This window comes from Stenotrophomonas sp. S41 (assembly GCF_016624625.1).
GTDB lineage: Bacteria > Pseudomonadota > Gammaproteobacteria > Xanthomonadales > Xanthomonadaceae > Stenotrophomonas.
Genome location: NZ_JACVTV010000012.1, coordinates 55,174 through 68,241 on the forward strand (window position 1 = coordinate 55,174; position 13,068 = coordinate 68,241).

Here is a 13,068-nt window from a genome sequence, read left to right on the forward strand (position 1 = left end):
TTGGCGGGGTCCGATCCCCTGCGCGCAGCGCGGGGGCTCTGACCCCATGCAGAAGCCGCGTGACGCATGCATCCCGTGCCCATGCACGGCTTGCTATAGTTCGCCCGCCCTCAATCCATCACGGATTCGTTCTACATGCCCAATTTCCGTCCGCTTGCCGTCGCCCTGGGTATCAGCCTGGCGACCCTGGTCCCGACCCACGATGCGTTCGCCGCCAAGAAGAAGGCCGTGCGCGCCCCGGCCGTCAGCGCCCAGTGCAGCGATTTCTACGATGCCACCAACGCGGACTGGCTGAAGGCCAACCCGGTGCCGCAGTCCGGCGCCGCCACCGCGCTGGGCCAGCTGGTCGACCGCAGCCGCCAGCAGCAGCGTGAACTGCTGGACGCCTCGATGAAGGCGCCGCAGGGCAACGTGCAGAAGCTGCTGGGCGACTTCTGGGCCAGCGGCCTGGACGAAGCCGCGGTGGAAGCCGATGGCTCCAACCCGATCGCCCCGCTGCTGACCCGCATCAACGCGATCAAGAAGGCCAAGGACGTCCCGGCCTCGATCGCCGCACTGCACCAGGTCGGCATCCCAGTGGCCTTCAACTTCGGCCCGGACGTGGACCTGAAGGCGCTGGACCGCCACATCGGCTACTTCATGCAGGGCGGCATGGGCCTGCCCGACCCGGCGTTCTACACCCGTACCGACGCCGACACCGTGGCCCTGATGGGCCGCTACCGCAACTACGTCAAGCAGATCCTGGCCCTGACCGGTACCCCGGCAGCCAAGCTGGATGCCGAGTCGCAGTCGGTGATCGAACTGGAAACCGAACTGGCCCGCAACGCGCAGTCGCTGGCCGGCATCAACAACCCGTTCAACAACTACGCGCCGATCTCGACCAAGGATCTCAACAGCCGCTACCGCAACCTGCAGCTGGATGCCTTCCTGAAGGCACAGGGCGTGAACGACGACCTGGTCTCGCTGGCCGACCCGGGCCTGTTCAAGCAGCTCGACACGATGGTCACCAAGCTCAAGCCGGAACAGTGGAAGGCCTACCTGCGCTGGCGCGTGGGCGACTCGATGGCGCCGTACCTGTCCAAGGCCTACCGTGACGCCGAGTTCGAATTCCGCGGCCGCGTGCTGCGCGGTGAGACCCTGCCCGCGCAGCGCTGGGAAAACGTGCTGGACGCCATCAACGTGGCCGCTGGCCCGATGGTCGGCCGCGAGTACGCCGCCCGCCACCTGTCCGCCGAAGATCGCCGCCAGGCGGCGTGGATCGTCGACAAGGTGCGCGAAGTGCAGATCGAGGCGGTCAAGAACAGCACCTGGATGAGCGCCGAGGCCAAGGCCGAAGCACAGGCCAAGCTGGCCGCACTGAAGATCGAGATCGGCACCCCGCTGCGTGACCTGGATTACAGCGTGCAGCCGATGGGCCGTGGTTCGTTCGGCGGCAACATGCTGATCGCATCGACCTGGCGCCATCGCGAGGAAATGAAGCGCATCGGCAAGGGCAACGCCGACCGTCGCTGGGACGTGCTGCCGCAGCAGCCGTCGCTGGCCTACGACCTGGCGCAGAACCGCCTGATCGTCACCGCCGCGATCCTGCAGGGCCCGGTGTTCAACGCCAAGGCCGACGCCGCCGACAAGTTCGGCAGCTTCGGTGGCCTTGTCGGCCACGAACTGAACCGCGCCGTCGACGCCAAGGGCGCCCTGGTCGATGCCAAGGGTGAACTGCGCAGCTGGTGGACCCCGGCCGACAAGACCGCCTGGACCCTGCTCGGCAGCCGCGTGGCCGCGCAGTACGGCGCCTACGAGTTCCCGGGCGTGAAGGGTGCCAAGGTCAACGGCACGCTGACCCAGGAAGAGAACCTGGCCGACATCGCCGGCCTGGAACTGGCCTGGGCGGCGTACACCGCGCAGGAACCGAAGGCCAAGCCGGCGCAGCAGCAGGGCTTCTTCCGCGCCTGGGCCGCCCTGTGGCCGCAGCAGCTGTCGCCGAACGAGGCCGCACGCCGCCTGACCGCCGACATCCGTGCACCGGGTCGCTGGCGCACCAACGGCCCGCTGTCGAACCTGCCGGCCTTCGGTGCGACCTTCAGCTGCAAGGCCGGCCAGCCGATGCAGCGCACCGACGCCGAGCAGATCAAGGTCTGGCGCTGAACCTGGCCGTGATGCGGTAACGAAGAAGGCGCCTGAGGGCGCCTTTTTCGTGGGCGGCACCTGCAAAAAAAAGACCCCGGCAGATGCCGGGGTCAAATGTCCTGCTGAAAGAGAGCGGCTTCTACATCAGAAGTCGTAGGACGCGCTCAGGCGCACCGAACGCGGCGCGGTGTAGAAGGTGCCGATACCGTAGGTATTGGAAATCGTGTGCTGGCCCGATTCATACGTCGGATCGGACTGGACCGCACGGCGCTGGTTGAGCACGTTGAACACGTCCAGACCGAAGGCCAGCTTGTGGTCGGCAAAGGCCGGGCGGTACATCACGCCCAGGTCGAAGCGATAGGTCCACGGCTGGCGGCCGGCATCACCCGGACGCGACGGCTCGCCGTTGCAGTAGTGATAGGCAGAGCCATAGCCGATCGGATCGCTGCCATCCGCGCCGTAGTAACCCAGGCAGCTTTTCGGCATGCCCGAGGTGACACGCAGGGTCGCCGATGCCGTCCACTCATCGTTGAACTGATACGCGCCATAGCCCTTCAACTGGTGGCGACGGTCATTGGCGAGGTAGCCACCGGCGTAGGCCATCAGGTAGTAGGAGTCCCAGTCCTGGGTCTTGGCCGCTTCATCCTGGCCGATGTCCGACTTGACCTGGCCTTCGGTGTTGCCGAAGTTGCGCGACCAGGTGTAATCCAGGCGACCGTACCACTTGTCGCTCAGCGGGTGCTCGATGAACAGGTCAACCGCCATGTAGCTGCGCTTGGCCTTGTTGCCGTTGTAGCCCCAGTCCGACGAACTCATCTGTACCGGCGTGTAACCGGAACCATCAGCGTGCTTGACCATGAAGGTGTTGGTCTTGCCCGGGTTGAAGATCACGCAGCCCGGCACTTCCATGCCGCTCGAATCCACACCCATCGCATCGAGCTTGGCGTAGATCTGGTCGGAATCGCACGTGTCGTCGATGGCGGTCTGCAGGCGACGGTAGGTGAACTTGGCACCCGTGTTCCAGGACGAACCGAGGGTCTTCTCGAAGCCCATGATGAATTCATCCTGGTACTGCGACTTCAGGTCGGTCGGTGCCACCGACAGCGGGTCAGGCGCAATGCCGTACTCGTTGTTGGTCGACACCGGGCCCGGGCCCAGCGCGGTCAGGTCGGTGGGGTTGCCATTGGCATCGATGCCACCGTAGGTGAAGTACTCACGGGTATAGGTCGATGCCGATGCGCCACGGATCGCCACGCTATTGGGCAGGGCCAGGTAGTAGCGGCCCAGGTTGGCGAACACCTTCAGCGACGAATCGCCGAAGACGTCCCAGCTGGCGCCCAGGCGCGGGGCCCACTGGTCACCACTCTCGACATAGGCGATGGCCGAGCTGTTGTAGTTGGTGAACTTGTCGTTGCGCAGGCCCAGGGTCAGCAGCACGTTCGGGCTGACCTGCCAGCGGTCTTCCAGGTAGTAGGCCTTCTGTTCCACCGACATGCTGGTGGTGGTAGAGAAGATGTACTTCTGCACGTAGTAGCCATCGCCGCCCGGTGCGGCGACATCGAACGCCGGTGCCGGCGACGAGCCCGGTGCGATGCGCGAATAGATCCAGGCGTAACCCGGGCCGGTCATCGCCTGCCCTTCGTTGTGGCCCTGGTAGGTCATGTTGTCGATGCCGGCGGTCAGCTCGTGGCTGCCGATGCGGTACTGCAGGTCCACGCGCAGGCCGCGGGTCTTGCTGCCCGCATCAAGCGACTTGGTGTACAGCGCGGTCTGGTCGTTGCGGATCGGCGTACCGCCGGTGATCGACGGATCCTGGCTGGTCGGGCCGCTGATGTAGGGGTTTGCCGAATCCTGCGGATTGGACTCCAGGTTGGTTTCCTTGCTGCGGCCCCAGACCGCGCTCAGGGTCAGGTCATCGGTCAGGTAACCGGTGTACTTGAAGATGTCGAACTCATCCTTGAGCTTGGTCGTATTGGCGAAGGTGCCGGTACGCTCGCCCTCGGTCATCGTGTCGTAGTCGAACTCGCGGTAGTAGCTGCTGTAGCGATCCGTGTTCTGCAGCCGGGTGTACTCCAGCGTGTTGCTGTCGTTGATGTTCCAGTCGATCTTGCCGTAGAACTTCGGCGTGTCGTAGGCATAGTGGCTGCGGATCTGCTGTGCAGCTTCTGCCGCGCCCGTCGATACGCCCTCATTGCGATCCTTCTCGGCGGCGAGGTGGATGAACAGGCGATCCTCGATCAGCGGGCCGCTGACATAGCCGCTGTAGGTGGTACGCGTGGCTTTGTCACCCTTGCGCGAACGGTACAGCGAGCCGGCCACGGTGCCGGTGTCATCCTCGAGCTCCAACCCCGGAGGCGCGGTGTGATTCGGGTAGTAGATGTCGCGCGGCGACTCCGCCAGCGAATCGGGCGACCAGGTGGTCTGGAAGCCGAACTTCCACTCGTTGGTGCCGCGCTTGCCGAGCTGGTTGATCACGCCGCCGGTGGAACGGCCGTAGCCCGCGCCGTAGCCACCCATGAAGGTTTCCTGCTGGTCGATCGAGCCGTACGGCAGGCTGACACCGCCCATTGCATTGAGCGGGTTGGTCGCGTTGAAGCCGTTCAGGTAGTACGCGTTCTCGGTGACGCTGGAGCCACCGAACGAGAGCACCGAGCGCGAGCCATTGGAGAACTCGCCGCTGCCGGCGACCACGCCCGGCGCGAGCAGCGCGATGGCTTCGGCGCTGCGGCCCAGCGGCAGCACGTCCAGCTGTTCGGAGGTGATGACCGACTTGGAGACCGTGTTGGTCACGTCGATCTTCGGAATGTTGGCCGCAGTGACGTTCACTGCGTCGAGGTTGGTGGCGCCGCCGCTGGCGGACTGGCCAAAGGAAACTTCCGTGCCGACGCCGACCTTCAGCAGCACGTTGTCACGCTTCTCGACCACCTGCCCGTCACGCTCGAGGCTGATGGAGTAACGGCCCACCGGCAGCGAGCCCAGGGTGTAGCGGCCGTTTGCATCGACGTTGGCGCTTCGCTTGAGGCCCGAATCGCTCTGCACGACCACCGTGGCGCCTGCGGCGGCCGGGGCGTTGCCATACAGGGAACCGGTGGTGCTCTGCGCCGCTGCGGCGCCGACGAACGAGGTCAGGACAACGGCCAGTGCCGTGCGCTTCAGCCGGATGGCCGTCTTGCTATAGGACATGAAATTTCCTTGTTTCGTGAAAAGACACACTTACGTTTCAGGCTCGCTGCATCAATGTTCGATCATGAAAACAGCTGAATAGGATATTAATTTCATAAAAGTTTAACTTGCAAGGCTTACTGGATAATATTTTATGTCATTGATTTTATTGACTTTACTTTGACACAAACGAAAACATTCATTTACATTTCATTTAACTGAGACATTGCGGCATTCATTTGACCGCTTATGCGCGGCGCGGGCGCGCTGATTTCGAAAGACGCCACGAGCATTTGCTTTCGTTTTCCCGCACTGGGCGGCGGCGCGAGGCGACAACGAAAAAAGGCGCCCTGGGGCGCCTTCGCTGGTGTGATGGGGTATCCGTGCCTGCCGTGGATCCATGCAGGCAGGTCGCTGGAAAAAGGGCCCTGACGGATCAGGGCCAAGCCAACCTTTGCGGAGAGAGAGAGCCGCTGTTCGCGCAGGTCAGAAGTCGTAGGAGGCGCTCAGGCGCACCGTCCGCGGGGCCGTGAAGTAGCTGCCCATTCCGTAGCTGTTGGAGACCGTGCCCGGCCCGGTCTGGTACTTGGCGGTCGACTGCAGCTGGCGCCGCTGGTTGAGCACGTTGAAGACGTTCAGGCCCAGGCCCAGCCGGTTGTCCGCGAACCCGGGGCGGTACATCACGCCCATGTCCAGCTGCGCCGTCCACGGCTGCCGGCCGGCGTCACCGGGGCGCGACGGCTTGCCGTTGCAGTAGTGGTAGGCCGATCCGTAGCCATTGAGAGGATCGCTCTGGTCACTGCCGTAGTAGCCGAGGCAGTTCTTCGGCATGCCCGACATCACCCGCACCGTGGCAGACGCGGTCCATTCGTCATTGATCTGGTAGGCGCCGAACGCCTTGAACTGGTGCCGCCGATCATTGGCGAGGTAGCCACCGGCGTACTCCATCAACGCCGCCGCATCCCAGTCCTGGGTCTTGGACACATCGCTCTGGCCGATATCCGATCTCACCTGCCCTTCGGTGTTGCCGAAGCTGCGCGACCAGGTGTAGTCCAGGCGGCCGTACCAGCCGTCGGACATCGGGTGTTCTATGAACACATCCAGCGCGACGTACTGACGCTTCGCCTTTTTTCCGTCGTAGCCCCAGTCCGTCGACCCCATGGTGACCGGCGTGTAGCCGGAACCATCACGGTGCCGCAGCTGGAACGTGTTGGTCGCGCCCGGATTGAAGATCACGCAACCGGGCAGATCGAACTTCCCTGCATCCAGCCCCATGCCCTTCAGCCGGTCGACGAAGCGGTCCGAATCGCAGGTATCGTCGATGGCCGACTGCAGTTGCCGGTAGGTGACCTTGCCGCCGGTGTTCCAGCGGCTGCCCAGGGTCTTCTCGAAGCCCAGGATCAGCTCGTCCTGGTACTGCGACTTCAGGTCGGTCGGCGCCACCGCCAGCGGGTCCGGCGCCTGCCCATACTCGCCATTGGCCGACACCGGCCCCGGCCCCAGCGGCGTAAGACCGATCGGATTGCCATTGGCATCGATGCCGGTATAGGTGAAGTATTCGCGCGTGTAGGTCGATGCGGACGCGCCACGGATGGCCACGCTGTTGGGCAACGCCAGGTAATAGCGGCCCAGGTTGGCGAACAGCTTCAACGAGGCGTCACCGAACACATCCCAGCTGGCACCCAGGCGTGGCGCCCACTGGTCGCCGCTCTCCACGTAGGCGCGGCCATCGCTGTTGAAGTTGGTGAAGCGGTCGTTGCGCAGGCCGAGCGTCAGCAGCCAGTCGGGCGTCAGCTGCCAGCGGTCCTCCAGGTAATAGGCCCGCTGCTTCACCGACATGCTGGTGGTGGTGGAGAAAATGTACTTCTGCACGAAGTAGCCATTTCCCCCCGGGGGTGCGATGCCGAAGCCCGGGCTGGGCGAGGCGCCCGGATTTCCGCGCGAATAGATCCAGGCATAGCCGGGGCCGGTCATGGACTGCCCTTCGTTGTTGCCGCGGTAGGTCATGTTGTCGACGCCGGCGGTCAACTCGTGGTTGCCGATGCGGTACTGCAGGTCCATGCGCAGCCCGTGCGTCGTGCTGCCCGCATCAAGGGCCTTGTTGTAGAGATCAGGCTGGTCGTTGCGGATCGGCGTCCCACCGTTCAACGACGGATCCTGGTTGCCGGCGCCGTTGATGTAGGGGTTGCCCGAGTCCAGCGGATTGAACTCGAGGTTGCTGGTGCGGGCGCGCCCCCACACGGCACTGAAGGTCAGCGCGTCGCTGAGGTAGCCGGTGTACTTGAAGATATCGACGTCGGTACTGGACTTTGCCACGTTGGGGAACGTACCGGTGCGATCCCCTTCGGACAGCGTCTCGTAGTCGAAGTCCCGGTAGTAGCCGCCGGTACGATCGGTGTCCTGGAAGCGCGTGTATTCCAGCGTGTTGCTGTCGTTGATGTTCCAGTCGATCTTGCCGTAGAACTTCGGTGTATCCGCACGGTAGTGGTTGCGCACCTGCTGCGCGGCGGCCTCGTTGGCGGTTGCAACACCCTCGCGACGGTTCGATTCGGCGGCAAGATGGATGAACAGCCTGTCTTCGATCAACGGGCCACTGACATAGCCGCTGTAGGTGGTCGTGGTGGACTTGTCACCGCGCCGGTAGCGATACAGCGTGCCCGGCTTGCCCTCGTTCTCGTAGGCATACCCCTCCGGCAGGGTCATGTCCGGGTAGTTCACCGATGCCGGTGACTCGGCCAGCCCGGCCGGCGACCAGGTGACCTGCGCGCCGAACCGCCACGCGTTGGTGCCACGCTTGCCGACCTGGTTGATGACGCCACCGGTGGAACGGCCATACGCCGCGCCATAACCGCCGGTGAAAGTCTCCTGCTGGTCGATGGAGCCGTAAGGAAGGCTGATGCCACCCAGGTAGTTGAGCGGATTGGTGACGTTGAAGCCATTGAGGTAATACGCGTTCTCGGTGACGCTGGAGCCGCCGAACGACAGGACCGAGCGCGACCCGTTGGAGAAGGCACCGCTGCCGGCCACCACGCCCGGCGCCAGCAGCGCGATGGATTCAGCGCTGCGCCCCAGCGGCAGCACGTCCAGCTGCTCGGAGGTGATGACCGACTTGGACACGGTGTGGCTCACATCGATCTTCGGCAGGTTCGCCGCGGTGACGTTGACCGCTTCCAGCGTGGTGGCTGGGCCATGTGCGGCGAAGCTCACTTCGGTACCACTGCCCACGCGCAGCTGCACGTCGTCGCGCTGTTCGAGGATGCGCCCGTCGCGCTGCAGGCTGATGCTGTAGCGGCCCACCGGCAGCGCGCCAAAGCTGTAGCGCCCCTGCGCATCGATGGCGGCCGTGCGCCTGAGGCCGCTGTCACTCTGGGCGACGACGGTCGCGCCTTCGGCACCGGCGGCGGTGCCGTGCAGCGTGCCGGTGGTGCTCTGCGCAGCGACGCTGCCGACGATGGAAAACAACACTGCTGAAAGCGCGCTGCGCTTCAGCACGCGATGTGCGGATGCAAATGCCATGAACTCTCTCCGGTGATGGAACTGCCGGAGCGTTATAGGCACGGGCCTGGCGTGTGCGGCAGTGCTGAAACCGGCGATGAACTGCGCGGAATGCGCCACGACACACCGTTCGGCGCGGACCGGGATTCACGCCATGCGCTTGAAACTGCTGGACATTCAGCGAGTCATGCAGCGCCTCGCACGCATGCCCGAACCACCCCACCACAGGCAACATACGTCACACCAGAAGCGCTCCCGCGCGCCATGCAGCGTCCGAAGCGACAGCACGTCGCTCCGATTCCGACACGACTCACGCCGGCTCCAGCGTCCCCCGGTAATGCACGATGCGGCCGACCAGCGGCGCACCGATCTCCACGTCGAACACGAAACGTCCATCCACTTCGTACTCGAAGCTGTCATCGCCCGGCAGCAGCGCGCGCGGCAGCGGGATGCCCAGCAGCGACCAGCGACGCGGCACCAGCTGCAGCCGACCGCCCTCGACCACCACGGCCAGCGCCACCGACACGGCACCGAAGCGCTCGACCAGCAGCGCCTCGTTGCGACCACGCCCTTCGGTCTGCAGCGAGGAGAAGCGGCGCCCGGCAAACGTGCGCGTCCAGCGCTCGCCGCCCGCTTCCGGCGCGAAGGCGACGCTGACCGGCACCTGCTCGCCCGCAGCCGGGAAGCCAAACACCACGCCCAGCAGCCGCGACAGCAGGCCACTGCCTCGCTGAACCTGCGCCCTGCCCTGCCAGCATCGCGCCGCACCCGGCGCATGCAGGGCCTGCACGGCTGTGGGCAACTGCGAATAGGCATCGCCGAGCACGCGCTGGTACAGGCTGGCGCCGGGCATGTCCTGGCGGAAACCGGTATGGATGGTGCGGCCGGCAAACACCTGGTCGTAGTCGGTCAGTTCCAGCGCATGCGTTGCCGGGCGCGCGCCCGGCGCCGGCCGTTCGCCGGCGAGCTGCTTGCGGATCAGCGCCTCGATGGCCATCGACGGAATGTAGGGACCGTCATCGGCTTCGGCCAGCAGGTGCCAGCTCTGCTGCACGGGCGCGCCATCACGCACGCCGAGCGCGCGCACGATCATGCCGCCGCGATGTTCGCCAAACTTCATCAGGTTCAGCACGGTGTAGAACAGCCGCGAGCACGGCTCCAGCGACGGCAGGCGCAGGTGCTGGCGGGCCTTGGCCAGCAGATTGAGGATGCGGTGCAGGATCTCCGGCACCGGGCCGGCGCCGATCCAGATATCGGTCAGCGTGGGGTGCTCCGGCGGCAGCACCTGCAGGTCGGGCACGTCCACCAGCGAGAAATGCAGGTTGCGCAGCGGTATCCGGCCCGGCACCGCCACGGTGAAGCGGCGGCTTTCGGCCAGGCCCACGCCGTGGCCATCACGCCCGCCGCGACGCAGCTTCACCGGTGACCCGGCATAACCGACCACCGCGCGCATCACGTTCAGGCCGATGCCTGCGTAGGGCGACGGCGCAATACCGCCTTCCACGCTGAGGATGTCCATGCGCGTGGCCATCACCCGCAACACGGCGGCGGTCAGCACCGGGAAGCTGCTGACCCCGGACAGCACGTAGACGCCGGCCGCGCGCGCCTGCGCGTCGAACTGCGAGACACCGAACACGAAGTCGGCGGCGTCGGCGAAATCCAGATAATCGATGCCGGCGGCGATGCAGGCCTCGATGGCCGCATAGCGCTGGCTGCCGTACTCCTGGAAGGGACCGGACGCATCGATCACCAGATCGGGCCCTTCGGCCAGCAGGGTCGGCGCCAGCGCCTGCCGGTCCACCCGCAGCGGCCGCACGCACGCTTCGCCGCGATAGTCCGCGCAGAAGGCCTGCGCCGCCGCCAGGGTGCGCCCGGCCACCAGCAGCTCCAGCTGCGGCAGGTCCGCCAGCAGCTGCACCAGGCGCCCTCCAAATACCCCATATCCGCCCAGGATCAGGATCTTCACGCGTCGTCCTTGTCGTACTGCGATGGAAGGGAACTGCTCTGCCATCGCATGGTAGCGCGGTCCTGCAGTGCAGCACGATCCCGCATTAACACCGCCCGTGCTATCGCTGCGCCTTCGCCCGCTGCGGAGCCGACCATGGCCGTCAGGAACATCATCTGCGTGTGGTACGACAAGGAGGCGCTGGACGCCGCCACCTTCTACGCCAACACCTTCCCCGACAGCGCGGTGACCGCCGTGCACCACGCGCCGGGCGATTATCCGGCCGGCCAGGAGGGCGCGGTGCTCACCGTCGAGTTCACCGTCTGCGGCGTGGCCTGCGTCGGCCTCAATGGCGGCCCGGCGTTCAAGCACAACGAAGCGTTTTCGTTCCAGATCCAGACCATGGACCAGGCCGAGACCGACCGGCTGTGGAACGCCATCGTCGGCAACGGCGGCCAGGAGAGCGACTGCGGCTGGTGCAAGGACCGCTGGGGCGTGTCGTGGCAGATCAGCCCGCGCATGCTCATCGAAGCGGTGACCAGCCCGGACAAGGCACTGGCGAAACGCGCCTTCAACGCCATGATGCCGATGAAGAAGATCGACATCGCCACCATCGAAGCGGCGATTGCCGGCGCATGAGCCACTGGGATGTGATCATTGTCGGGGGCGGCCATAACGGGCTGGTGTGTGCGGCTTACCTGGCGCGGGCCGGAAAGAAGGTGCTGGTGCTCGAGCGCCGTGGCGTGCTGGGCGGTGCAGCGGTCACCGAGGAGTTCCATCCCGGCTTCCGCAACTCGGTGGCGTCCTACACCGTGTCGCTGCTGCAGCCGAAGGTGATCGACGACCTGCAGCTGCACGCGCATGGGCTACGCATCGTCAACCGTCCGGCCAACAACTTCCTGCCGCTGGACGACGGCCGCTACCTGCTGTCGGCACCGGGCCGCACCCAGGCTGAGGTGGCGAAATTCTCCGAGCGCGACGCGCTGCGGCTGCCCGAGTACGAAGCGCGGCTGGAGATCTTCGCCGACGTGCTGCGTGCATGGGCGCTGCGTGCGCCGCCTGATCTCGGCGTGGCCGGCGGATGGCGTGCCCTGCCCGCGCTGTGGCAGATGGGTCGCCTCGGCCGCGAACTGGCCGCGCTGGATGCGTCGCTGCGGCAGGAGCTGCTGGACCTGTTCACCCTGTCGGCCGCCGAGTACCTGGACCGCTGGTTCGAGAGCGAGCCGATCAAGGCGCTGTTCGGCTTCGATGGCATCGTCGGCAACTTCGCCAGCCCGTACACGCCGGGCAGTGCGTACGTGCTGCTGCACCACGTATTCGGCCAGTGCAACGGCGTGAAAGGTGCCTGGGGCCACGCGATCGGTGGCATGGGCGCGATCAGCCAGGCGATGGCGGCAGCCGCGCGCGAGGCCGGTGCCGAGCTGCGCGTGGATGCGGGCGTGCGGCGCGTGCTGGTCGAGCAGGGGCGCGTGGCCGGTGTGGAACTGAGCAGCGGCGAAATCCTGCATGCACGTGCGGTGATCGCAAACGTCAATCCCAAGCTGCTGTACGAACAGCTGCTGGACCCAACGCAGGTGCCGCCGGCGACGCGTGAGCGGATGGCCCAGTGGCGCTGCGGCTCGGGCACGTTCCGGATGAACGTGGCACTGTCGCGGCTGCCGGATTTCCGCGCCCTGCCCGGCCCCGGCGACCACCTCAGCGCCGGCATCATCATGGCGCCCAGCCTGGAGTACATGGACCGCGCGTGGCTGGATGCGCGGCGTGATGGCTGGTCGCGCGAGCCGATCGTGGAGATGCTGATTCCCAGCACGCTGGACGATTCGCTGGCCCCGCCCGGGCAGCATGTGGCCAGCCTGTTCTGCCAGCACGTGGCGCCGGTGCTGCCCGATGGGCGGCACTGGGATGATCATCGCGATGAGGTGGCCGACCTGATGATCGCCACCGTCGATCGCCATGCGCCGGGCTTCGCCGCCAGCGTACTCGGCCGGCAGGTGCTGTCACCGCTGGATCTGGAGCGGACCTTCGGCCTGGTCGGCGGCGATATCTTCCATGGTGCGCTCAGTGCCAACCAGCTGTTCTCGGCGCGACCGATGGTCGGACAGGCCGGCTATCGCGGTGCGCTGCCGGGGCTGTACCTGTGTGGATCGGGCACCCATCCCGGCGGCGGCGTGACCGGTGCGCCGGGGCACAATGCCGCGCAGGTGGTGTTGCAGGACCTGTAGATCCACGCCATGCGTGGATGCGCGCACCGTATGCCGACCAACGGTCGGCACCCACAGCGTGAAATGATCCTGTTCAAAGCGTGCCGACCAACGGTCGGCACCTACCCGCGTGAAGAGAGG

6 protein-coding genes are annotated in these 13,068 nt (G+C 65.8%); 3 read left to right on the forward strand and 3 right to left on the reverse strand.

The features are described from left to right. Nucleotides 1-135 precede the first annotated feature (135 nt). A complete protein-coding gene (locus IAE56_RS04690; protein ID WP_200751655.1) occupies nucleotides 136-2,142 on the forward strand; it encodes a M13 family metallopeptidase in 2,007 nt (668 codons plus the stop codon). Nucleotides 2,143-2,268: 126 nt separating this feature from the next. Here the strand turns inward: IAE56_RS04690 and IAE56_RS04695 are convergent, their stop codons facing one another. From IAE56_RS04695 to IAE56_RS04705, 3 genes are all read right to left on the reverse strand, one after another. Further along, a complete protein-coding gene (locus tag IAE56_RS04695) occupies nucleotides 2,269-5,307 on the reverse strand; it encodes a TonB-dependent receptor (protein WP_200751656.1) in 3,039 nt (1,012 codons plus the stop codon). A 465-nt stretch (nucleotides 5,308-5,772) separates the two neighbouring features. After that, nucleotides 5,773-8,802: a TonB-dependent receptor gene (locus IAE56_RS04700; protein WP_200751657.1), complete on the reverse strand. Its 3,030-nt coding sequence runs from the start codon at nucleotides 8,800-8,802 to the stop codon at nucleotides 5,773-5,775. A gap of 289 nt (nucleotides 8,803-9,091) precedes the next feature. Next, complete coding sequence (locus tag IAE56_RS04705; protein WP_200751658.1) at nucleotides 9,092-10,747, reverse strand: SDR family oxidoreductase; 1,656 nt, start codon at nucleotides 10,745-10,747, stop codon at nucleotides 9,092-9,094. 135 nt (nucleotides 10,748-10,882) lie between these two features. On the opposite strand from IAE56_RS04705, the gene IAE56_RS04710 reads away from it, so the two are divergent. Both IAE56_RS04710 and IAE56_RS04715 read left to right on the forward strand, forming a co-directional pair. Continuing rightward, nucleotides 10,883-11,365, forward strand: coding sequence for a VOC family protein (locus tag IAE56_RS04710; RefSeq protein ID WP_200751659.1), 483 nt, complete (start codon nucleotides 10,883-10,885; stop codon nucleotides 11,363-11,365). Next, entirely contained in the window at nucleotides 11,362-12,948 is a 1,587-nt protein-coding gene (locus IAE56_RS04715; RefSeq protein WP_200751660.1) for an NAD(P)/FAD-dependent oxidoreductase, read from the forward strand. Before IAE56_RS04710 ends, IAE56_RS04715 begins: the two co-directional genes overlap by 4 nt. The last annotated feature ends 120 nt before the right edge of the window (nucleotides 12,949-13,068 follow it).

Coding starts and splice junctions, on each gene's coding strand:
- IAE56_RS04710 (WP_200751659.1), top strand. CDS start 10,883: ATGGCCGTCAGGAACATCATCTGCGTGTGGTACGACAAGGAGGCGCTG.
- IAE56_RS04690 (WP_200751655.1), top strand. CDS start 136: ATGCCCAATTTCCGTCCGCTTGCCGTCGCCCTGGGTATCAGCCTGGCG.
- IAE56_RS04695 (WP_200751656.1), bottom strand. CDS start 5,307: ATGTCCTATAGCAAGACGGCCATCCGGCTGAAGCGCACGGCACTGGCC.
- IAE56_RS04700 (WP_200751657.1), bottom strand. CDS start 8,802: ATGGCATTTGCATCCGCACATCGCGTGCTGAAGCGCAGCGCGCTTTCA.
- IAE56_RS04715 (WP_200751660.1), top strand. CDS start 11,362: ATGAGCCACTGGGATGTGATCATTGTCGGGGGCGGCCATAACGGGCTG.